The organism is Bordetella muralis, assembly GCF_054781015.1.
Genome location: NZ_BAAGVF010000006.1, coordinates 62,603 through 85,317, shown reverse-complemented (window position 1 = coordinate 85,317; position 22,715 = coordinate 62,603). Strand labels below are relative to the sequence as shown.

Here is a 22,715-nt window from a genome sequence, read left to right as displayed (position 1 = left end):
CACAGGCCCCAGGTATGGACGTACCCGCGCCCCGCTCCCCAATTTCCCTCGCTTCACCTTGTCGACTCCAATCCTGTTTGACGGCGGCAACCGCGCCGCCCAGCTCAATCAGAGAGAAGACGAAATATCAGAGAAAAACCTGAATCGCCGGGCCGGTTATTTTGTAACAGCGGTGGCGGCAACGATTTCCCGACGGCCGTCAGCCAGTTGACGTACTTGCACTGGCAGAAAATGCGGCAACGCCGCGAGGAACGCGTCCGTATCGTCCGTCCGGAAAACGCCGCTGATCTGTAGTTTTCCCAATGATGGTTGTCCGGCTAAGACGACAGGCTGCTGACGATAACGCGAGACTTCGCGTGCCGCGCTGGCCAAGTCCGTCCCACGAAACACGATCTGCCCCTTGCGCCACGACAATTCCGTGGCTACGTCCACATGCTGCGGCGGCTCGGCACGGCCATTGGCGCCTATACGCACGGCGTTACCCGCCACCACGGCAACAGGCTCGGTATCATCGCGCCCTGCCACACTGACCGAACCGGACTCGACCACCACTGACACCTGATCGGTATCGCGGCGCACATCGAACCGCGTTCCCGTGACCAAGGCCGTGCCAATGCCTGCGTCAACCAGAAATGGATGCTTGGCGTCCTTTTCCACCGAGAACAACGCTTGGCCAGCCAGCAACTTCACTCGCCGCGCCGTGTCATCAAATCGCACCTGAATATGGCTGCCGCTGTTCAACTCGACCACAGAGCCGTCTGACAAGGTCACGGTTTGCCGCTCGCCTGAAGCAGTGCGGTATTCCATCTCGATCACGCCGCGGGGCCAGTGCCAGACCGCCAGTCCAAGCACAAGTGCGCCCGTACAGAACGCCGCGGCAGCCTGACGCCGATTCACGCCAACACGCCTCGGCCGCGCCGTGGCCAATGCTTGCAGGCGCTCTTGCGGTATGTCGGCAGCCGCCTGCCAGATGGATTCCAACATACGGTACTCATACGCATGGCGTGGATCGGCCGCCAGCCACGCATCCCGCTCGGCCCGAGCCGCATCGTCCCACTCGCCAGAATGGGCGCGTGCAAACCACTGGGCCGCCTGGGCACGAATAGGATCGGATCCGACGGCGGCACTCACAGCAAAACCTCTATCACGAGCGGGCAATCAATCCGGCGCATAGGCCCCCAATCGCTCCCGCAAATGCAAGGCAGTACGAATCATGTATTTCTCGATCATGTTTTTGCTTAACCCCAGGCGTTGAGCGATCTCGGCCTGCGTCAGGCCCTCCACGCGCTGCCAGACGAACACCTGTCGGCACTTGAGCGGCAATTCCTGCAGGGCGGCTTCCAGGGCATGGCCGAGTTGGCTGGCGCGTGCCTGAGAGACTGGGTCATGTAAAGGATCGGCATAGGTCGCTATGGTATCAAGCGGCACCCATTCCTTGGCGCGATCGCGTCGAAAGGCATCGACGGCGGCGTTGCGCGCTGCCTGGTGCAGATACGCCCGCGGCTGCGCCACGTCTGCACGGCCTGCCTCCAAACACTTTACCAAGGCGTCGTGCGCAAGATCCCGCGCCGCCTCCCGGCACCCCAATTTCCGGGTCCAGACCGCGAGCAGCTCTTCGTAATAGGCGAGAAAACCTTGCGGGCGAGATCGGCGGGCTGACATGACAGAGGATCGATAAGATCGAACATGATAATGTTTTTTATTTACATTAACAAATACCGCCCGCCCGACCTCGACGGCAGCGCCCTTGGCCAAGGCGCTTCAAAAGGCTAGGTTTCTGCCGACGAAGCCTGTTGCTTTTGCTCAGCCATCACGCGCAGAGCAATCGTCGCCGCTTTGCCGACATGCTCGGCACATAGTTTCGATGCCCGTTCGGCATCACGGCTGCGAATGGCGCCGATGATCTCCTTTAACTCCTTGACCGTATGAGGCAGCCGCCCGGGCTGACTCATCGAAAACCGGCGCAGCGAATTGATGCGGTTATTCAGTCCCGTCAGCATTTCTTGCACGATGGGGTTGCCACAAGCCTTGAGCAACACACGATAAAACTCATTTTTGGCTTGGACCAAGGCTTTCTGATCGGCATTTCCCTGACAAGCGGCCACGCGTTGCAAACTGACCTCCAATGCAGCGATGTCCTCCTCCGACGCATGCTGCGCGCAACCTGCGCCAGCCAATGCCTCCAGGGCCTGGCGCACAGCATAAATAGAGGTAGCTTCTTCCAGCGTGATCTCTGCCACGGCGGGCCCGCGATGCGGCACGATGGTGATCAGCGCTTCGGCTTCTAGTTTCTGCAAGGCCTCGCGCATCAGAGAACGGCTGACATCGAATAGCTCGCACAACTCACGTTCAACCAGTTTCTGGCCCGGCAGAAACGTGCCATCGATAATGGCGTTACGCATGCTATCGATGACCTGTTTCTTCAGCGAGACTTCGGCACGTTCGAATTGAATACTCATGGCCTCATTATTGACCGCTATCGCCGGACCCCTCAGTCGTCTTTCATGGCAGAGCCACATCGCAGCGCTGCGCAACGAACTTGGCGAGCTCGGTATGATCGGCCCCCTTTCCTAGCGACTCAGCGGCGGCGCGCCACGTTTTCAGACAAAGCTGCGAGAACTCGGCCGTATGGTTTTCATCCAATCCCAGAGCGATGCCTAGGTCTTTCACCATCAGCTCCAGCCCAAAACCGGCATTGTACTTTCCCGACAAAACGAACTGCTTGAATTTCTTTTGCGTGGAATTGTTCATTCCGGTCGAGGCATTCAGTATATCCACCATGACTTCGGTATCCAGGCCAAACCGTTTGCCCATCAGGATTGCCTCGATTCCGATCAAGAAACCGCCTGCCGACACCAGGTTGTTGAGCGCCTTCATCGCGTGCGCGCTACCCACGTCTCCCGTGCGCACGACGCTGGAACCCATGGCGCGCAGTACCGGTTCGACGATGGACAGGCTCGCATCTGTCCCGCCGAACATGATCGATAGATCGCCGGTATTCGCGCGGCTGACACCACCCGATACCGGCGCATCGACCAATTCGGCCCCGCGGGCCTGCGCCGCCTGAGCCAAAGCCCGCGTCGCAGTTGGCACGCCCGAGCTCATCTCAACGATGATGGCGCCCGGCTGCACCGCAGAAAACACTCCGTCGGGACCGTTGAGCACTTGCTCCACAATCGCGCTGGTCGGCAACATCGTAATGATGATAGACGCGCGTTTGGCCACATCGGTAGGTGTTGCCGCAGCACTGACGCGATCATTTTGCGCCAGCGTCGCGACAGCTTGCGCGTTGGTGTCATAAGCGGCAAGAGAATATCCAGCCTGCAACAGGCATTGAGCCATCGGCTTTCCCATGCTGCCCAAGCCAATAAATCCGATTGTCGGTGTCGTCATGTCTTGTCTCGATATCGTTCTATGGATTGATAGGAATATTCGCGTCGTGGATCAATTTACCAAAGCGGTCCAGGTCTTTGCTCGTCAAGCGTTCCATTTCGGCGGGACCGCGGCGCTGGCCCTGCGGCGCCAACGCGCCCAATGAATCCAGTGAGTCCTTCACCTTTGGATCGTCCAGCGCATAATTCAGGGCACTGACGAGCTTGTCCACCCGATCCTTGGGCGTATCTTTCGGCGCAGCCAAGGCGTTCCACACGGCGATATCGAACTCCGGCACGCCGCCCTCTGCAAACGTCGGTGTGTCAGGCATTTGGGGAACCCGCTCTGGACTGGCAACCGCCAACGGCACCACACGCCCGCCCTTGCTGGCCGGAATCATGGCGACCGTCTGATCGATCAGCATGTCGACCGTGCCTGCCATCAGATCGACCAACGCCGGCCCAGTGCCGCGATAGGGAACCATCTGGGCTTTCGTCTTCGTCAGATAGAGAAAATATTCCGCGCCGATGTGCGCCGTACTGCCTGGGCCGCCATTGCCCAGATTCACGCTGGGCTTCGATTGGTCGCGCAACCTTTTAAGCAAATCCGGCAGGTTCTTGATGCCGCTGGCCGCGCTGACCGATAGCACCATCGGCACCTCTGCAACCAGGCCTATGGGCTCCATTTCCGTTTTGGGATCGAATTTCATGCTGCGATACAGGGTCGGCGCAATCGCAAACGAACCCATATTGCTGAACATGATCGTGTAGCCATCGTTGGCCGAGCGCAAGAACTTTTGTACCCCTGGAACGCTGCCGACACCGCCCAGGTTTTCAACGATGACGGTCGTGCCGAGATCCTTGCCCATGGCCTCGGCAACGATGCGCGCCAGCGCGTCGGTAGAGCCTCCCGGCGCATAAGGCACGACCATGGTGATCGGTTTCTCCGGATAAGCCGCATGTGCCGCACTCGCGAGAACGGCCAGGGTCGCCGCCAGCATGGGGCGAAGAAATTTACGCATGAGTGTCTCCCTCCACCTTGTCTCAGGCGGATGTCAGTCCAACATTGAAAATGAACGACCAGATGTGAACGGCCCCGTCCTGCGCTGCATATTGCGCTGCCTATGCGCAGGCGTGGTCCGTCAGTGTTGTTCTGTTGTCATCCCTGGTCGCAGGCGCGGGATAGGCCTATTTCTCGGTTCCGGCAGCTTGTGCCTCGCGATACTCCTTGATCGCTTCAGAGGCGATCCGGAACGAATCCATTCCCGCCGGAATGCCGCCATAAATCGCCACGTGAGTCAGCGCGCCGCGGATCTCCGACTCTTTCAAGCCGTTGCGCAAGGCGCCTTTGACATGCAGCGACAACTCATGCGGACGGTTCAGCACGCTGATCATGGCGAGGTTCACCAAACTGCGTTCACGGCGTGTCAGGTCATCGTTGGCCCAGCACAGTCCCCAGCACGCCGTCGTCGTGATTTCCTGAGCGATACGATTGAAATCGGTCGCATTGGCGATCGACTTGTCCACGTGTTCGGCACCCAGCACTTCGCGCCGGACTTTCAAGCCTTTTTCGTACAGTTCATTGTTCATAGTCTTCCTTGACAGTGTAAAAAGCGTTAAAAAAAGAGCCGCCAGAAACGCGGCAAAGCATGCCTGCAGTGTCAGACCTCACCCGCGGTGAGGGTCACGATCAGGCCGGTATTTCCTGGGCATCTGCATGCCCGCGAAGCGTGATGCCAGCCCATTGCTCCATGACTCGGGCGACGTCCGAAATATCGGCGTCCTCGCCAAAGGTCGCCGTGGTGATCGCCAACATCTCGCGAATCGCGACGCTGACAGGCATGGGAATGCCCATGGACGCGGCCTCTTCAATGCACAGCGTCACATCTTTGTGAGACAGCTTGTTGGCGAATCCCACCTGAAAACGGCGGGTCAGCACCTCGTTGGGGATCTTGTGCGTGGTCGCTGTATTACGGCCACTGCTGGCGTTGATGATCTCCAGCGCGACGGCCGGATCGACGCCTGCCTTGGTGGCCATGGAAAGCGCTTCGGACGAGGCCACCAACGCCGCCGCTGACAACATGTTGTTGGCCAGTTTCGCGGCTTGCGCCAGACCCGGCGCCTCACCGGCGTAAAGCACTTTGCCCAGTGCCTGGAATATCGGTTCGACCTGAAGACGAACGCTCGTCGCGCACGACACCATCAAGGTCAACGTCCCTGCCGCGGCGCCAGTGACGCCGCCGCTGACCGGGGCTTCGATCCACTCGATACCGCGCTCGCTGACGATCTCCTGCGCACGTCGGGCAGCACGTATGCCTATCGTCGACAAGTCGATCACTCGGCGGACCTTTGCGCCTTGCCGTAACTCCAGCAGGACGGTTTCCACAATCGCAGGCGTCGGCAGGCTCAGACATATCGTCTCGACTTGATCCGCCAACGCTCGGACGCTATCTGCCAAGACAGCGCCGCTGTCTGTCGCAGCACGCCGGGCCGGTACGGACGCGTCGAAGGCATACACCGCATATCCGGCTTTCAGCAGGTTTCGCGCCATAGGCAGACCCATGCGCCCCAACCCGACAAAGCCGATTTCCTGGTTCTCCACGACCGTCTCCTTTTATCTGATTGTATGACAATACGTCAATCCTACGGAAATGACGCAAGCGAGCACATCAGTAATAACCCTGAGCGTGGGCATCGGCTTAAGCGGCCAGCTTGCACACCCTCTCGGGAAATCCCCTACGCGCGGAGCCTTGATGACACACACAAATCTATAGGACACTTCGTGTCATTAAGGAATCATTTTTAACTACAATCAACGTCAGGGAAAATCATGCGTGTATCCAGGCTTCTTATCTCCGCCCTTTTTGCGGTCAGCTGCAGCACCGTCGCGGCGCAATCCTATCCGGAGCGTGCCGTGCGGCTCATTGTGCCCTTTGGTGCGGGCGGCATCACCGATATCGTGGCGCGCCAGGTGGGCAAGGAATTGGGAGACGCCCTGGGACAGAGTGTGATCATTGAAAACCGCCCTGGCGCTGGCGGCGTGATCGGCGCGCAGCTCGCGGCCACATCCGCCCCGGACGGCTACACCCTGTTCCTGGGTACGGTCGGCACGCAGATCGTGAATCCGCTCGCTCGCGACAAAATCTCCTATGACCCGAACCGCGACTTTCAGCCCGTTGGCTTGGTATCGAGCTCACCGTTTATGCTCGCCGTCCATCCCAGCGTCCAGGCTCAGGATTTTGCGCAGTTTGTGACGTATGCCAAAGCGCATCCCGGTCAGCTGAATTTCGGCTCTGCCGGCAACGCCAGCTCACCGCACCTGGGTCTGGAGCTGCTCAAGCTCACGTCCGGCGTCGATATCACGCATGTGCCGTTCAAGAGCGGCATCGAAGCTGTCAACGCAGCAATGGGCGGTCAAGTCGACGTCGTCATGGACGCCATACCTGTCATCATGCCGCAGGTCCAGGCCGGCAAACTCAGAGCACTGGTGCTGGCAAATCCCAGCCCCCTGCCCTCGGCCCCTGGTGTGCCTACCAGCGCAGACGTGCATGTTCCCCAACTGCAAATCAGTTCCTGGAATGGGCTGTATGTCCCGGCCGGCACCCCGGCGCCGATTGTCGCTACGTTAAATACCGCCCTGCAAAAGGCCCTGTCCTCGCCCGCTTTGAGCGAGCGGTTGGCCTCGCAAGGGACGCAGATGTACAAAGGAACCAACGAAGAATATCAACAGTTCATGACCGCCGAAAAAGCGAAATGGACCGACATCATCCAACGGGCCCATATTCGATTGGACTGACGGCCGTACCGAGCTTGACGTTCCTTCACATGGCACACGTCACCGTGCGCATCAGGAATGACGGATCACGCTGCATGACATACCAGTCATAACGCATAACGCAAAACACCACACGAAAGGAAGCACCATGGCAGACACCATGCACCTGTCCAAACAAGAACTGGTCGAGAAAGCGCAGGCCGAAATGCGCCGTCAATTCGCCGACTCGCAGTGGACAAAGCGCGAACGCCTCGCGCTGACCTGCCGCATCTTGTTTGATGGCGGCCATGATTCGGGACTGGCCGGACAAATCACCGCACGCGCGGAAACGCCGGGCAGCTACTACACCCAGCGCCTGGGACTGGGCTTTGACGAAATCACAGCCAGCAATCTACTGCAGGTCGACGAAGACCTGCAGGTACAGGACGGCGACGGCATGCCGAACCCGGCCAACCGTTTTCATTCGTGGATCTATCGCGCCCGGCCCGACGTGCAGTGCATTATTCATACGCATCCGTTGCACGTCGCTTCGCTGTCGATGCTGGAGGTCCCGCTCGAGGTTTCGCACATGGACAACTGCACGCTGTATGGCGATGTCGCGTTTCTGGAAAAATGGCCCGGCGTGCCCGTTGGAAACGAAGAAGGCGAAATCATCTCGGCAGCCCTGGGCGACAAGCGCGCCATCCTGCTATCCCATCACGGCATGTTGGTCGCCGCGACCACGATCGAGGAAGCCTGCGTGCTGTCGCTGCAGTTCGAGCGTGCGGCCCGCATGCAATTGCTGGCAATGGGCGCCGGCACGATCCGGCCCATCCCGCCGGAGCTCGGCACGGAGGCGCACGATTGGATCTTGACGCCGAAACGGTCACAGATCGGCTTCGCGTATTATGCACGTCGAGCCCTGCGCACCCATACTGACGTGCTGACCTGATCCGAATTGCCTATGCAAGACCTGCCACACCGACTTCGCGCCCTGCGCCGCCAACAAGACCTGTCGCTGGAGCAACTGGCCCAGCGTACGGGCCTGACCAAGAGCTACCTATCCAAGCTGGAGCGCGGCCTGAGCGAGCCCTCCATTTCCACGGTGCTCCGCCTGGCGCAGGCCTACGATATCGGTGTGTCGCAGCTGGTCGGCGCGGACATGGATGCACAAGAAGAAACCACCAGCATCGTGCGCGTGGCAGACCGCGAGCCCCTGGTGCGCGATGGCACCCATGTCGGCTACCACTACCAGTCCATGGCCGGCCGGCGCAAGATCCGCACGATGGAGCCCTTTGTCGTGCGCCCACCGCGCAAGTTTCCCGCAGATAAAGCCGTGTTCCCGCACCCTGGCGAGGAGTTCATGCTAGTCCTCAAAGGCTCAGTCGAGGTCCACGTCGGCGAACGGCAGTTTCGGCTGGATTGCGGCGACTCGGTGTATTTCGATTCGGAACTTCCCCATCGCATGCGCACGGTCAGCCGGGAAATCGCCGAAGTGCTGGTCGTCGCAGCGCGTTGATCGCAGCGCTGCGCTGACCAGCAGCCCTCGCGAGGCGAGTGTTGCATCCGCCACAGAAACAAGACCGAATGCATTGCCATTGTCAAGCGTGGGCTGATATCATTGGTACTTGGGCGTTTACCGTCCATCATTCCGTACCCCGCTTTCTTCCACCATTTCACTCACCACCAGGGAGGCGTCTGATGTCCATCGTTCGCAATGCTTTCCCCAGCGTGGACCCGCGACACCTTTAAGTCGTCGCTGGCGCTGGGCCGCCCGCCAAGCTCTTTTCGCTTGTAAGTCCGCGTTCTGCGCACTTGCGGCAGCCTATCGCCCATCCCAGACATTTTGCTCGGCCTATCCGCCTTTACGGACGCGCGGCAATGTCTCTTTCTATTGTTCTTGTTGAAAGCCCCGGCATTCGTCACGATACCGGGCAATAAAAAATGGCTCGAAGAAAAATTGATTTTCGCGGACAAGCGTTCAAAGACGTTTTAGGTTTTACGTTTCGGCATTGGCGCGAACAGCCCTGGCGCGCTCTGCTGATCATTCTGTTGGTGCTGCTTTCGGCCACGGCAGATGTGTTGACGCCCATGTTTGCCGGACGGCTGGTCGACGCAGTGGCGGCGGGCATCTCCAGCGGCCCCGGCGCTTGGGATATGGCGACGACCGCTTTCTGGGCGCTGGCGGCGTTGGCGCTAGGCAGCACGATCTTTCTGCAACTGGTGTACTTCAACATCATCAAGCTCACGCTGAACATGATGACCGCGATCGCCTCGCGCGCATTTCATCGTGTGCAGCGGCTGTCTACGGATTGGCATGCCAATAGCTTCGCCGGCTCGACGGTGCGCAAGATCACGCGCGGGATGTGGGCGCTGGACTTGCTCAACGATACCTTGTTGATTGCGTTGTTGCCATCGATAGGCATGCTGGTGGGTGCGACCATTCTGCTGGGTGTGCAATGGCCCATCATGGGGCTGGTGGTCGGTGTGGGATCGCTGGTGTACATCTCGGTGACGACCGCCTTGTCATTGGGTTTTGTTGCGCCTGCCGCACGTCTGGGCAATGCCTGGGATACGCGGCTGGGCGGCGCCTTGGCCGATGCCGTGACCTGTAATGCCGTCGTCAAGGCCTTCGGCGCGGAATCGCGCGAAGAAGTCCGGCTGGAACGTATCCTGGGCAAATGGCGCCACCGCACCCGGCGGGGCTGGGTGCGCGGCACGCTCAACGGTGGCGTACAAGGCCTCATGCTCGCTGCCATGCAAGCCGCCATTCTGGGCTCTGCCCTGCTGCTCTGGGCCAAAGGGCAAGCCAGCGTCGGCGACATCACCTTTGCTTTGACGATGTTCTTTATCCTGCAGGGCTATCTGCGCGATATCGGCATGCACATCCGCAACCTGCAACGCTCGGTCAACGATATGGAAGAGCTCGTCTCGCTGCACGCACAGCCTCTCGGTGTGAGTGACAAACCCGATGCGCGTCCTATCGCGATCCAGGCAGGCGAGATCCGTTTTGAGAACGTCACGTTCCGATATGGCGCGCACCCTGTCGCGTTGTACGACGATTTCTCGGTGCGCATCAAGCCGGGCGAACGGGTGGGTCTGGTGGGTCATTCGGGCTCTGGCAAGACAACGTTCATCAAGCTGATCCAACGGCTCTATGACATTAACAGTGGCCGCATCACCATTGACGGCCAGGATATTGCTGACGTGCAGCAGGCCTCGTTGCGCAGCCAGATCGCCATCGTGCAACAAGAACCCGTGCTGTTTCACCGCACACTGGCTGAAAACATTGCCTATGCCCGGCCCGACGCTACGCGCGCAGAGATCGAACAAGCCGCGCGTCAGGCCAGTGCCCACGATTTCATCACCGCATTGCCCAAAGGCTATGAAACCATGGTGGGCGAACGCGGCGTCAAGCTCTCTGGCGGCGAACGCCAACGGGTCGCCCTTGCACGCGCGTTCCTGGCCAATGCGCCTATCCTGATATTGGACGAAGCGACATCGAGCCTGGACAGTGAAAGCGAAGCCTTGATCCAGCAGGCCATGGAACGCCTGATGGCCGGACGCACGACGCTGGTGGTCGCACACCGGCTGTCTACGATACGTACCATGGACCGTTTGCTGGTCATGGACAAAGGCCGCATCGTCGAGGAAGGCAATCATCAGGCACTGATGCAACGCGAGGGCGGCCTGTATCGCCGGTTGCTCGAGCGCCAGGCCCTGGAATTGACCAAAGGCCTGACCTTGCCCGATGGCGCACAGCAACGCCGCCCGCTTATGGCATTGGACACGGAGGACGATGCCATACTGACCGAAAGCTGACAATTTTTCGGCGCACGCGGGGCCACGCCCCGCCCTACTGTCGCTCAGTTCTGCTCGTTATATCGTCCTCGTTATATCGATCCCATCAGGACGTTGTATTGCTGTCATAAGAGGGGCGCTACAATTAAGCGTTTTTCGGCCGCGGGCCATGGCGCCCCCCTGCCTTTTCATTTCCCAAGAATCACTCCATGACCTCCTCTGTTTCCGGGCCGCGTTCGCCCGGCCTAGTGCTGTTTGCGCTCGCTATCGGCGCATTTGCTATTGGCACTACCGAATTCGCCACCATGAGCCTCCTGCCGTATTTTGCGCCCGCGCTCGGTATTGACGCGCCAACGGCGGGCCACGTCATCAGCGCGTATGCGCTGGGGGTAGTGGTAGGCGCACCGTTGATCACCGTGGCGGCAGCCCGGCTGCCTCGACGCGCACTGCTGCTGTTGTTGATGGGCAGCTTCGCGCTGTTCAACGGGCTGTGCGCCTTTGCACCCACCTATGAATGGATGATGGTGCTGCGCTTTCTGAGCGGTTTGCCGCATGGCGCCTACTTTGGCATTGCGTCGCTGGTCGCCGTGTCGCTGGTGCCGGAGAACCGCCGCACCCAGGCAGTCGGCCGCATGTTTCTGGGTCTGACGGTTGCCACGATTATTGGTGTTCCCATGGCCAACTGGCTGGGACACGTCGTGGGCTGGCGTTGGGGATTCGCCTTGGTGGCCGCGACCGGTCTGCTCACCGTATTGCTCGTTGCCTTGTTTGCGCCAGCCACGCCCGCCGACCCCAAGGCCAGTCCGCTGCGCGAGTTGAGCGCATTGCGCCATGCTCAGGTCTGGATGACGCTCGGCATAGGCGCAATCGGCTTTGGCGGCTTGTTTGCCGTCTATACCTATCTCGCCGATATTCTGCTGGAGGTGACTCACGTCTCGCCCGATACCGTTCCATTGGTACTGGGGGTATTTGGCATCGGCATGACAGCAGGTAATCTCATCATTCCCAAATTTGCTGATCGTGCGTTGATGCCGACCGCTGGCGGGCTGTTGGTATTCAGCGCAGTCTCGTTGGTGTTGTTTACGTTCAGCATCGACAGCATCTGGACAATCACGCCCGCCGTCTTCCTGGTCGGTGTCGGCGGCGCACTGGGTACGGTATTGCAGACGCGCCTGATGGATGTGGCAGAACACGCGCAGGGCCTGGCTGCGGCGCTGAACCATTCGGCGTTCAACACGGCCAATGCACTGGGACCGCTGTTGGGTGGACTGGCGTTGTCTCAGGGCTACGGCTGGCACGCACCAGGCTGGGTCGGCGCCCTGCTCGCCTTGGGCGGCTTTTTACTGTGGCTGATTTCGGTCTCGATGGATCGACAACGCGACACGCTGCAGCAGGCAACGTAAAGCAATGCAAATCCTGGGCTGGAATCTCGAAAAAAAACGATCCCAGCCTAGGCAAAACCCGCTGCATTCCCTATGATCGTGAAGCGCTGCGGGGCAAGGTCCCGCCACGTATCGTTTCGCTCATCGCTTTCAACCCAAGGAGTCCATCATGGCAGGTTGGTTTGAACTAAAAAAAGCAAGCAACGGGCAATTCCACTTTTCCCTGAAAGCCGGCAACGGGGAAATCATCCTGACCAGCGAGATGTACGAGACCAAGGCCTCGGCCTCGAACGGCATCTCCTCGGTACAAAAGAACAGCGGTGACAGCGCCCGATACAAGTCGGCCACATCATCGAACGGTAAGTTCTATTTCTCGTTGCGGGCTGCCAATAATCAGGTCATCGCCAACAGCCAGATGTATGGCAGCGAGGCGGCTCGCGATGGCGGTATCGAATCCGTCAAGCAAAATGGGTCGACGGCGGATATCCGCGATAACAGTTGACGTTATTCGCGTCACGTGGCGGTACGCGATAGACGACGCGTACCGGCTGCCGCGAGGCAGTATGCAAGAAACAGGCCTCCCTCGGGAGGCCTGTTTCTTTATAGGAAAGACTTGCTTTGGTCCAGTACCTGATCGCACGCCTTACGGGTGATTTCTTCTTTCAGGCCACCGCCGCTGCTCAGATCGAGCGACGCTCCGTTACTGGTAGTCAACACGCCCGACGACCCTTTGGAGTATCCCGCATCGGACGAGGCTTTTGCGGATCCGCCGAGTTTACCCATCAACTGGTCCTTTACTGACGAGGCGTCATTGCCGCTCAAGTAGTTGTTTTTGATGCAAAACTCGAGCACGCCCGCCGCATTGCCCGCCGTGCCGGAGCTCGCCGAGCCGCCGCTGATGGCAGACAGGACCGACGAGCTATTTCCGCCGCCGCTGCCGCCCAAGGCGCCGCCCAGCCCTTGTGTGATGCCGCCGGAGGACGATCCGGTCTGCGCCGCCGCCTCCCCGCCCACCTGTCCCTTGACGGCATCCAGCAACTGCGCATTCGCGCCTGTTGCGAAAAGTGGCGCGGCGATCAGGGCGGCTATGCCGATGACATGACGATGATTCAGTTTCATTGCATCACTCCAGTCTGAGAAAACCGAATTCATCCTAGCGGCGGCATGTGACGCGAAACAAGAAAAACAAAGCAAAGACGGCAGGCCGAATGCGACAAAGTATGAATAACCGAGGCGGTTCTCCAGGAGTGCCGTAACACCTCGATCCGTCTTGTCACTGCCCGGACATGGGCTCGCTATCGAACACAACTGGCCTGCAAGGCCTGCACATCCGGTTCAAGGCCGATACCCGGCGCCTGCCCCAAATGGGCCAGACCATTATCCAGTTTGAGCAAAGGCTCGCTGAGCAGCGTACGCAAAGGATTGTCGTTCGCGTCGATTTCCAGCAAGCCGCCATGGTGAATACCATCGACCGCCGCCAACAGATGAGCCGATGCCATCAGGCCTATGCCTGCCCCCAAGTAATGCGGGCAATATCGCAGGCCGGCAGCCCGCACCGCTTCAATGACAGGCAAGCAGCCAGAAATACCGCCCCATTTGGCCAGATCGGGCTGAACGATTTGCAGGAATCCGGCGTCAATTCCCGCCTGGAACATGCTCAGCCCCAGGTAATTCTCGCCCGCTGCCAGGGGAATCGCAGAGTGGCGAGCCAGCGCTTGCCATTCGGCGAACGGCCGATCGGCACGCAGGGGCTCCTCGAGCCAGGCGAGGTTGAACTCGGCCATGGCCGCCATCATGGTGGCAGCTGTAGGCGCGTCCCAGCCTTGATTCGCATCCGTCATCAACGGCATATCCATGCCGATCACATCGCGGGCATCGCGCAGATTCTGGAGATCGCGCTCCTGGCCAAATCCGAGTTTGAGCTTGAAAGCGCGGTAACCCTCGTCGTATTTCTTGCGCACCATGCTGGCCGGATCATCGGGATTGATGCCACTCGCGTAGACCTGGACCTGATCGTGCGTGCCCCCCAGAAAGGCCCATAACGGCTGACCAGCGCGGCGAGCGCACAAGTCCCACAGCGCGAGATCGATGCCGGCGATGGCCTGCGCCATGGGACCAGGTTCACCGGATTGCAAGGCCAGGACTTCCGTTGCCGCTGTCAGATGCGCAAAGGCGGCTGCGGGATCTTTGTATTCGCGATCCAGCAGCAAAGGCTGCAGTACCGTCTCGACCAGCAATGCCCGATGCTCGGCTCCGCACGAAGGGAAATTGCACCAGACCTCGCCCCAACCGTGCGCGCCATCGCGATTCTCTATGCGCACAAAGACCGCGGGACGGCTATACATCGTACCGAACGAGGTACGCACGGGGTTTTCCAGGGGATAGCGCAACACATGCACGCTGAGTTTGGTGGGATGGATACTGCGGTCGTTATTCGTCATGGCTCTGGAACAATCAGGGAATCAAGTTCATTTCAACGTGGATGAAATCCCCGCGGTAGGAGACCTCGCTCAGATAAATCACGCGCCCGTCTGCGTCCACAAAGACGCGGCGCACTTCGGCAATGGGCGTATTCACTGCCACCTGCAAGTGCTGGGCAACCTCGGTGTCGGCCGTGCCGATGGTCAACGCCTGCCGCGCCTGGGCGATCGTGATGCTGGGCATGGAGACCAGCAGCGGAATCACGGTTTCATTGCGAAAGCGCTCCGGATGCTGGCGAAAGACATCTTCGGCCAGATAAATATTGATCACGCAATACGGCTGATCCAGGCGTTCGTGGACACGGCGCATAAAGACATAGCGCTCAGCCGCCGTGCCGTCCTGCGGCGTGACCGGTGCGCGATGAATGGACTCGTCGATCGTCACGATCTTGGGCTTGGTGTCCCGGTACATATTGGCCAGTTCAGCCAAAGTGGTTTGCACCCGCAGCCAGCGGTCATTGGGCGGCAGGCCCGTTACGAATGTCCCTCGCCCCTGTTGGGGGGACACCAATCCCTCGCGGGTCAGGACATCCATCGCCTGACGAACGGTCACCCTGGCCACCCCGAACTCGGCAACGAGCTCCTCCAGGGACGGTACTTTTTGTCCCTGTTCCCACACACCGCGGCCGATGCGCTGCCGCATCAGGTCTGCCAGTTGGAGATAGCGAGGAATAGGGCTGTCGTGAAAGTTGATAGCCATAAACAAATAGCCATATGTTGTTTGCTGAACGTATGGTCTACAGTACGATTTGACCTATAAAAGGTCAAGCGCCTTCGCTTTGATTTACGGAGGAGACATCTTGCGCAATCGTTCCGTAGTGCAACGCGTGGCGTTGATCGCCGCCCCGTGGTTGCTCATCGTATTGGCGTGGTATGCAGTGCGAGCCAGCGGCCTGGTCAGCCCTGCCCTGGTCCCCAGCCCGCACGAGGTGCTGGCGAAATTCCTGGAGCTGATGCAAACCCGGCTGCCTCACGACATCTTGATGTCCACTCAGCGCGTGTTGGTCGGCGTGGTGTTGGGGATTGTCTTGGCCGTGCCCGTCGGATTCGTACTGGGCTGGTATCAATCGATACGCAGCTTTGTCGATCCGGTCATCAACTTTTTCCGCGCCCTGCCGCCGATTGCGTTGATTCCGCTGGTGATCGTGTATTTTGGGATAGGCGAGTCCGCCAAGATCGCGATCCTGTTTTATGCGTCGTTCTTTGCCGGCGTCATCGTCATGTACGAAGGCATTGCGCAGATCAATCCCATATTCGTGCGTGTGTCGCGGACACTAGGCGCGAGCGACGGTGAGATCTTCCGCAAGGTCATCGTGCCGCTCACGATTCCCCATATGTTGACCGCGCTGCGTGTGGCGCTGGGGGTGGCCTGGGCGACGCTGGTAGCCTCGGAGCTGATCGCCGCGCAGCAGGGATTGGGCGCCTTGATTCAAGACGCGTCCTCGTTCTTTCAGCTCGATATCATTTACGTCGGCATCATCTGCATTGGCCTCATCGCGCTGATCATGGATTTGATTCTGCGCGCGCTGGCGCGCCGTCTGGTGGCATGGCAGGAGCGGATTGCATGACATCGAATACCCCTGTACGCCTGCAGTTTTCCGATGTATCCGTGGACTATCCGACGGCGCATGGACCCATGCGGGTACTCGACGGCATCAATCTCGATATCCGCCAAGGCGAATTTGTTTCGATCATCGGTCCCTCGGGCTGCGGTAAGACCACGATGATGAATATGGTGGCGGGGTTTTTGCAGCCTACCCAGGGCACAGTCCAGCTGGATGGAAAGCCCGTCACCGGCCCGGGGCCGGACCGGGGCGTGATTTTTCAGGAATACGGCGTCTTTCCCTGGCTCACCGTGAAGGAAAACATCGCGTTCGGCCTGACGCTGCGCGCCAATCAAGTCAGCCGCGCCGAACGCGACGAGATCTGTCAGCGCTACATGTCGCTGATGGGGCTGGCCGATTTTGCCAACCATCATCCCAAGCATTTGTCCGGCGGCATGCGTCAGCGCCTGGCCCTGGCGCGCGCCTACGCGGTCAAACCGCAATTTCTGCTGATGGACGAGCCTTTCGGCGCGCTGGATGCGCAGACGCGTAGCGCGATGCAGGACTTGCTGCTGCAAGTCCTGCTGGCCGAAAACAAAACCGTCATGCTGATCACGCACTCTGTCGAGGAAGCCATCTACCTGTCATCGCGCATTGTGGTGGTCACGGCGAGGCCGGCGCGGATCCGTACGGTGATCGACGTGCCATTTGCTTATCCGCGTGCGGAGAATTTGCATGAAGACCCGCGCTTTGGTGAGTTGCGGTCGCATATCCGCAGCCTGGTCATGGAGGAATACGCCCGGCAGGCTAGCCAGGCGGTGCGTCTGTCTGAGTGATCCTCGCGCGCGTGTCTCACGCCGCATTGTTCCCGTTTTTCTTGATCTGTTATGTCGTCGTTTCGCCTGCTAAAAGGAGCCTCCACATGAATCCGCAGCGCAGAACCTTATTGAAAACCGGCACCCTCGCGGCCGCCATGTCAGGCCTAGGCATGCCATTATTGGCACGTGCCGCGCAGTCCGTGCGCGTAGGCTATCTACATACGCCCGCCGTGGACGGCCAGATCTGGACGGGCCTGGAAACCGGCGCCTTTTCCGAGCAAGGCCTGGATTTGCAGATGATCAAGTTCACTACCGGACTTGAATTGTTCCAGGCCATGATCGGAGGCAGTCTCGATGTATTGTCCACCGGCGCCGTAGTATCCAATTTCCCGGCACGCGGCCAAGGCAAAGTCTTTTTGCTGAACAATGTGGAATATGCGACCGCGCAACTCTGGGTCCGGGCCGACTCCGGCATCAAGAGCGCCGCCGATCTCAAGGGCAAGAAAATCTCGACCACGGCCGGCACCACTGCACACGTGTTCCTGAATCGGGTACTGCAAGGCGCCAATCTGCAAGAAGGCAAGGACGTGCAGATCGTGAATCAACGCATGACCGAAGCCGTCACGTCCTTTATTTCGGGCGCCGTACCGGCCGTGGCGTTATGGGTGCCGTTTGATGTGACCGTCAAACAAAAATCCGAGGGTGCACGCATGCTGGTCGATGCCTCGGCCTTTTATCCCGAGGCCGCCATCGTCGGCGGCTGGGCGGCGCGCAATGACTTCTACGATAAAAATCCGCAATTGATCCAGTCGCTGATCAAGGGCTGGGTCAAGGCCAATGACCACCTGCTTTCGCACACGGACGAGGCCATTGCAGCATTACAGAAGAAACAGTATCCCGAAGTCCCGCTGGCCGACCTCAAGAATCAATTCAAAGCGTCGAAGTATTTCACCTCCAGCGAATGGCGGGCCAAGTACGCCGACGGCACCGTCACGAAATGGCTGCAGCAGGTCACGGACTTTTTCGTCAAGACCGCCAATATTTCCAACCCGGTGCCTGCCAGTACCTATTTCGATCCCAAGCCCTATCTAGACATCGTGAAAGCCTAACCTCGCAGCAACGCGCCATGTCCCAAACCTACGACTACATCATTGTGGGAGCCGGCTCCGCCGGCTGTGTGCTGGCCAATCGCCTGAGTGCAGATCCGGCCTGCCGGGTATTGCTGCTGGAGGCTGGCGGCGCAAACACGGGATTCTGGTTGAAGCTGCCCGTGGGATATTTCCGGTCTATCTATGACCCGCGCTATTCGTGGCAATTTGACGTGGAGCCTCAACCCGAAACGGGCAATCGCTCTATCGTCTGGCCGCGCGGCCGGGTGCTGGGAGGCTCGAGCTCAATCAACGGACTGATTTATATCCGCGGCCAACACGCGGACTACGATGATTGGGCGCGTCTGGGCGCGACAGGTTGGAGCTATCGGGATGTCTTGCCCATTTTCAAGCAATCCGAGTGCTACGCGGGCGGCGCGAGCGAGTATCACGGTGATCAGGGCGAACTGCATGTCTCGGACCTGCGCAATGATCATCCGCTGTGCTCGGCCTGGCTGCGGGCGGGCGCCGAAGCGGGCTTGCCCGCCAGTCCTGACTTTAATGGCGCACAGGATAGCGGCCTGGGCAGCTACCAGCTGACACTGCGAGGACACTGGCGCGACAGCGCAGCCACGGCTTTTTTGCGTCCGGTGCGGGCACGTCGAAACCTCACGGTCTTAACCGATGCCCATGTCACGCGATTGCTGATAGAGCGTGGCACCTGCCACGGCGTCACCTGGCTGCAGCGCGGCCAGGTCATGCGCGCTCATGCAGCAGGCGAAGTGATAGTGGCCGCAGGCGCGCTGCAGTCGCCTCATCTGCTGCAGTTATCCGGCATCGGCCCTGCCCGCCTGCTGCAAAAGCACCAGATTCCGGTCCATGTCGACGCGCCGGAGGTCGGCTGCAATTTGCAGGATCACTATCAGGCACGCGTCATCGTCAAGGTTAAAAACAAACTCTCGCTCAATGACGACGTGCGCAATCCGTTCAAGCTCGCCAACATGGGCGCGAAGTGGCTGTTCAACAAAGCGGGTCCGTTGACGGTCGGTGCAGGCCAGGTGGGAGGCATGGTGCGTACCGAGCATGCACGTGATGGCCGGGCCGATATTCTGTTCAACGTCATGCCGCTATCGGTAGACAAGCCTGGTGATCCGTTGCATGGATTTTCTGGTTTTTCCGCATCGGCCACACAATGCCGGCCCGATTCTCGCGGTACGGTCGAGATCCGCTCGGCCGATCCCTTCGACCCGCCGCGTATCGTGTCCAACTATCTGACAGAACCGCACGACATCAAAGTCCTGGTCGCAGGGTTGCGCATGCTGCGCGACATCTATCATCAACCCACTTTCCGCGAATTCACCACTGGCGAGGAATACATGCCAGGCAGTGGATTACAAAAAGAGCAGGATCTGGCGCAGTTCGCGCGCGAACGCGGGGGAACTGTATTCCACGTCTCGGGGACCTGCCGTATGGGCAGCGATGACCAAGCAGTCGTCGATCCGACGCTACGTGTACAGGGCGTGGACAGGTTGCGCGTCATTGACGCGTCAGTGATGCCGGCCATGGTGTCGGCCAATACCAATGCGGCCGCGATTTTGATCGGGGAAAAAGGCGCTCAACTGATCCGCGGCTCTGCCGGGCATCAGTGAAGCCCTGCCCAATGGTGCTGCCCTGACCTGTATTTGGCTCACGCCAAAGCGCTGCCCCTCGAGGAGCGTTTCCCACGCCTTTCGTCCCACCATTTGATTCAATTCCTGTATGGATCGATGTTTTTTCTGACTGAATCAGAAAAGAACCCTCAGGCCGGCCACGATCTTTCCCTATACTAGAACGTTTATACGGACTCCCTCCGGAATCCATTCAATTCAGCTTCAGGAGACTTTTCCATGTCTATCACTGGTGAGATGCTCATCGGCGCCAGCGCCGTGCGCGGCACGCTGGGCGCACAGCGCGCGTTTGACCCGGCTCGTAACGAACACATCGAGCCTGAATTCGGCATGGGCGGCAAGGACGAAGTCAATCGCGCCTGCGAATTGGCCGCCGCGGCGTTCGATCCCTATCGCGCCGCACCGCTGGCTCAGCGCGCCGCTTTCCTGGAAAGCATTGCCGACAACATCATGGCGCTGGGCGACGAACTGATCGCGCGCGGCATGGCCGAAACCGGCCTGCCAGAAGCCCGCCTGCAAGGCGAGCGCGGCCGTACCGTTGGCCAACTGCGTCTGTTCGCGAAAGTCGTGCGTGATGGTCTGTTCCTGAACGCCACCATCGATCCTGCCCAACCGGAACGCAAGCCCCTGCCCCGTTCGGACCTGCGCCTGGCGCGCGTGCCGCTCGGCCCGGTCGCCGTGTTCGGCGCCAGCAATTTCCCGTTGGCATTTTCGGTCGCCGGTGGCGATACCGCTTCGGCATTGGCCGCGGGCTGCCCGGTTGTAGTCAAGGCGCATAGCGGTCACCCCGGTTTGTCGGAGCTGGTGGGCCGCGCCATTCAAAAGGCCGTCAAAGACAACAACCTGCCCGAAGGCGTGTTCTCGCTGCTGTTCGGTGCAGGCCGCACCCTGGGTGATGCGCTGGTTGCACACCCCGCGATCAAGGCCGTGGGCTTTACCGGCTCGCGCCAAGGCGGCCTGGCACTCGTTCGCACCGCGAATGCCCGCCCCGAGCCGATCCCCGTCTATGCCGAGATGAGCAGCATCAACCCCGTGTTCCTGTTCCCGGGCGCGTTGTCTGCCCGCGCAGAAAGCATTGCACAAGGCTTCGCTACCTCGTTGACCGGCAGCGTGGGTCAACTGTGCACGAATCCGGGTCTGGTCATTGCAATCGACGGTCCGGATCTGAAGCGCTTTGAGACTGCGGTGACTGCAGCGCTGCAACCCGCACCGGCCGGCACCATGCTGACCCCGGGCATCGCCGACGCCTATAACTCCGGCGTGGCGCAACTGAGCGCTGTCGAAGGCGTATCGTGCGTGGCCAAGGGCCAAAGCAACGAAGGCCGCCCCAATAGTGCCCAAGCCGCGCTATACAGCACCGATGCACAGCGATTCTTGAAAGACAAAGCGTTGGAAGCCGAAGTATTCGGCCCCGCCTCGCTGCTGATCCGCGTGCGCGACGTCGCGGAGATGCGCGAGATCGCCGAACACCTGGAAGGCCAGTTGACCAGCACGCTGCAGATCGAAGCCAGCGACGTCGAGGCGGCTCGTACGCTCGTGCCGGTGTTGGAACGCAAGGCTGGCCGTATTCTGGCCAATGGCTTCCCCACGGGTGTGGAAGTCACCTACGCCATGGTGCATGGTGGTCCGTTCCCGTCGACGTCCAATGCGATGTACACGTCGGTGGGTACGACGGCGATCGATCGTTTCTTGCGTCCGGTCTGCTATCAGGATCTGCCTGACGCGCTGCTGCCCGAGGCGGTTCAACAGGCCAATCCGCTGGGTCTGTGGCGTCTGGTTGACGGCGCGCCGCAAAAGCCCTGATCCTGGATAGAAACACGGTAGAGCACCACGATAACGCCGGCTTCGCCATCGAAGCCGGCGTTATTTTTTTGCGTCACCGATTCAATCGTCATCCGGCGTGGTATCGGGCCCGTTCTTCATCCCATCCCGTCCCGCGACGCGATCCAGGAACGCCTCTACCGTAGGATTGTCCGCCTGCTGCCGCCACGCCAGATAAATGTCTGCGTACAGGTTCTTTTGCGCGATGGGGCGATATTCCACACCCTCGAAATGCAGCTCTCGCGCCGAATCCGGCACGATGCCATATCCCAATCCTGCCCTGACCAGCGCAACCAAAGTATGCGTTTGGCTGGCGCGTTGTACATAACGCGGCGCGATATTGGCCAGGCCCATCGCACCGACAATGCGGTCATGGAAATATCGGCTGTCGCCTGGCGAATACAGTATCAACGGCTGTTGATGCAAGGCACGCAGCGGCACGGTATCCATCGCACACAGCGGAGAACCGGCGGGCAGCGCCAATATCAGCGCTTCGCGTTCCATCAACCGTTTCTCCAACCCCTGATGCATGGGCACATGCCGCGTCAACGCGACGTCGAGTTCGCCCGCCAATAGCAATCGGCCCAGATCGCTCGACACCATTTCGCGCAGCTGGATATTGACGTCGGGCAGCACCTGCTGCGCACGCATCAGCATCGCCGGCATCAAACGGTAGGCTGCCACCGCGGTGTACCCCAAGGTCAGATGACCCGCTTCGCCATGCGCAGCACGCCGCGCCGCGAGCGCTGCACGTGCCGAATAATCCAATAGATGACGCGCATCTCGCAGCAAACGCTGCCCCGCCGCAGTCAACCTGACAACGCGGCTATGGCGTTCGAGCAGCGTCACGCCCAGATCCTGTTCCAGCAGCTGTATTTGCCGGCTGAGCGGCGGTTGCGTCATGCGCAAGCGCGCCGCTGCCCGGCCAAAGTGCAATTCCTCCGCCACGGCGACAAAACATTCCAATTGACGCAGTTCCATACTGCCGC

Annotated in this window: 22 protein-coding genes; 11 read left to right on the top strand and 11 right to left on the bottom strand. The window is 59.9% G+C overall.

The genetic code is table 11. The annotated features are described in order from the left end of the window. Positions 1-156 precede the first annotated feature (156 nt). From ACYVIT_RS11405 to ACYVIT_RS11375, 7 genes are all read right to left on the bottom strand, one after another. Positions 157-1,131, bottom strand: a complete 975-nt coding sequence (locus tag ACYVIT_RS11405; RefSeq protein WP_415806113.1) for a FecR family protein — start codon at positions 1,129-1,131, stop codon at positions 157-159. A 27-nt stretch (positions 1,132-1,158) separates the two neighbouring features. Next, positions 1,159-1,662, bottom strand: coding sequence for a sigma-70 family RNA polymerase sigma factor (locus tag ACYVIT_RS11400; RefSeq protein ID WP_415806112.1), 504 nt, complete (start codon positions 1,660-1,662; stop codon positions 1,159-1,161). A 107-nt stretch (positions 1,663-1,769) separates the two neighbouring features. Further along, positions 1,770-2,459, bottom strand: a complete 690-nt coding sequence (locus ACYVIT_RS11395) for a GntR family transcriptional regulator (RefSeq protein WP_415806111.1) — start codon at positions 2,457-2,459, stop codon at positions 1,770-1,772. Between the two features lie 43 nt (positions 2,460-2,502). Further along, the gene (locus tag ACYVIT_RS11390) at positions 2,503-3,408 is read right to left on the bottom strand and encodes an NAD(P)-dependent oxidoreductase (RefSeq protein ID WP_415806263.1); all 906 of its coding nucleotides are present in this window, start codon (positions 3,406-3,408) and stop codon (positions 2,503-2,505) included. 4 nt (positions 3,409-3,412) lie between these two features. Further along, the gene (locus ACYVIT_RS11385) at positions 3,413-4,393 is read right to left on the bottom strand and encodes a Bug family tripartite tricarboxylate transporter substrate binding protein (protein WP_415806110.1); all 981 of its coding nucleotides are present in this window, start codon (positions 4,391-4,393) and stop codon (positions 3,413-3,415) included. 166 nt (positions 4,394-4,559) lie between these two features. Next, positions 4,560-4,961 carry a carboxymuconolactone decarboxylase family protein gene (locus ACYVIT_RS11380; protein WP_094820814.1) on the bottom strand — a complete coding sequence of 134 codons (402 nt, stop codon included), beginning with the start codon at positions 4,959-4,961 and terminating at the stop codon, positions 4,560-4,562. Positions 4,962-5,061: 100 nt separating this feature from the next. Beyond that, positions 5,062-5,973, bottom strand: coding sequence for an NAD(P)-dependent oxidoreductase (locus ACYVIT_RS11375; protein WP_415806109.1), 912 nt, complete (start codon positions 5,971-5,973; stop codon positions 5,062-5,064). 228 nt (positions 5,974-6,201) lie between these two features. Between ACYVIT_RS11375 and ACYVIT_RS11370 the strand changes: the two genes are divergently transcribed. The 6 genes from ACYVIT_RS11370 to ACYVIT_RS11345 all read left to right on the top strand — a co-directional run bounded on the left by ACYVIT_RS11370 (position 6,202) and on the right by ACYVIT_RS11345 (position 12,810). Then, the gene (locus ACYVIT_RS11370; RefSeq protein ID WP_415806108.1) at positions 6,202-7,167 is read left to right on the top strand and encodes a Bug family tripartite tricarboxylate transporter substrate binding protein; all 966 of its coding nucleotides are present in this window, start codon (positions 6,202-6,204) and stop codon (positions 7,165-7,167) included. A 127-nt stretch (positions 7,168-7,294) separates the two neighbouring features. Continuing rightward, entirely contained in the window at positions 7,295-8,077 is a 783-nt protein-coding gene (locus ACYVIT_RS11365; RefSeq protein WP_415806107.1) for an aldolase, read from the top strand. Between the two features lie 12 nt (positions 8,078-8,089). After that, positions 8,090-8,644 carry a helix-turn-helix domain-containing protein gene (locus tag ACYVIT_RS11360; RefSeq protein ID WP_094820811.1) on the top strand — a complete coding sequence of 185 codons (555 nt, stop codon included), beginning with the start codon at positions 8,090-8,092 and terminating at the stop codon, positions 8,642-8,644. A gap of 425 nt (positions 8,645-9,069) precedes the next feature. Continuing rightward, entirely contained in the window at positions 9,070-10,947 is a 1,878-nt protein-coding gene (locus tag ACYVIT_RS11355; RefSeq protein ID WP_415806106.1) for an ABC transporter ATP-binding protein, read from the top strand. Between the two features lie 188 nt (positions 10,948-11,135). Next, positions 11,136-12,329 carry an MFS transporter gene (locus tag ACYVIT_RS11350; protein WP_415806105.1) on the top strand — a complete coding sequence of 398 codons (1,194 nt, stop codon included), beginning with the start codon at positions 11,136-11,138 and terminating at the stop codon, positions 12,327-12,329. Between the two features lie 148 nt (positions 12,330-12,477). Then, positions 12,478-12,810: a YegP family protein gene (locus ACYVIT_RS11345; protein WP_415806104.1), complete on the top strand. Its 333-nt coding sequence runs from the start codon at positions 12,478-12,480 to the stop codon at positions 12,808-12,810. 98 nt (positions 12,811-12,908) lie between these two features. Here ACYVIT_RS11345 and ACYVIT_RS11340 read toward each other — a convergent pair whose 3' ends face one another. From ACYVIT_RS11340 to ACYVIT_RS11330, 3 genes are all read right to left on the bottom strand, one after another. Further along, entirely contained in the window at positions 12,909-13,427 is a 519-nt protein-coding gene (locus ACYVIT_RS11340; protein ID WP_415806103.1) for a DUF2501 domain-containing protein, read from the bottom strand. A gap of 176 nt (positions 13,428-13,603) precedes the next feature. Further along, positions 13,604-14,749, bottom strand: a complete 1,146-nt coding sequence (locus tag ACYVIT_RS11335; RefSeq protein WP_415806102.1) for a mandelate racemase/muconate lactonizing enzyme family protein — start codon at positions 14,747-14,749, stop codon at positions 13,604-13,606. Positions 14,750-14,762: 13 nt separating this feature from the next. Further along, positions 14,763-15,488 carry a GntR family transcriptional regulator gene (locus tag ACYVIT_RS11330; RefSeq protein ID WP_415806101.1) on the bottom strand — a complete coding sequence of 242 codons (726 nt, stop codon included), beginning with the start codon at positions 15,486-15,488 and terminating at the stop codon, positions 14,763-14,765. A gap of 100 nt (positions 15,489-15,588) precedes the next feature. Between ACYVIT_RS11330 and ACYVIT_RS11325 the strand changes: the two genes are divergently transcribed. From ACYVIT_RS11325 to ACYVIT_RS11305, 5 genes are all read left to right on the top strand, one after another. Further along, positions 15,589-16,356: an ABC transporter permease gene (locus ACYVIT_RS11325; RefSeq protein WP_094820804.1), complete on the top strand. Its 768-nt coding sequence runs from the start codon at positions 15,589-15,591 to the stop codon at positions 16,354-16,356. Then, positions 16,353-17,168: an ABC transporter ATP-binding protein gene (locus ACYVIT_RS11320; RefSeq protein WP_415806100.1), complete on the top strand. Its 816-nt coding sequence runs from the start codon at positions 16,353-16,355 to the stop codon at positions 17,166-17,168. The genes ACYVIT_RS11325 and ACYVIT_RS11320 overlap by 4 nt, the downstream gene beginning before the upstream one ends. Positions 17,169-17,254: 86 nt before the next feature. Beyond that, positions 17,255-18,259, top strand: a complete 1,005-nt coding sequence (locus tag ACYVIT_RS11315) for an ABC transporter substrate-binding protein (protein ID WP_415806099.1) — start codon at positions 17,255-17,257, stop codon at positions 18,257-18,259. Positions 18,260-18,276: 17 nt separating this feature from the next. Then, on the top strand, positions 18,277-19,887 hold the full coding sequence (locus ACYVIT_RS11310) for a GMC family oxidoreductase (RefSeq protein WP_415806098.1): 1,611 nt from the start codon (positions 18,277-18,279) through the stop codon (positions 19,885-19,887). Between the two features lie 237 nt (positions 19,888-20,124). Beyond that, positions 20,125-21,708, top strand: a complete 1,584-nt coding sequence (locus tag ACYVIT_RS11305; RefSeq protein ID WP_415806097.1) for an aldehyde dehydrogenase (NADP(+)) — start codon at positions 20,125-20,127, stop codon at positions 21,706-21,708. 81 nt (positions 21,709-21,789) lie between these two features. Here ACYVIT_RS11305 and ACYVIT_RS11300 read toward each other — a convergent pair whose 3' ends face one another. Continuing rightward, positions 21,790-22,707 carry a LysR family transcriptional regulator gene (locus ACYVIT_RS11300; protein WP_415806096.1) on the bottom strand — a complete coding sequence of 306 codons (918 nt, stop codon included), beginning with the start codon at positions 22,705-22,707 and terminating at the stop codon, positions 21,790-21,792. Positions 22,708-22,715 lie beyond the last annotated feature (8 nt).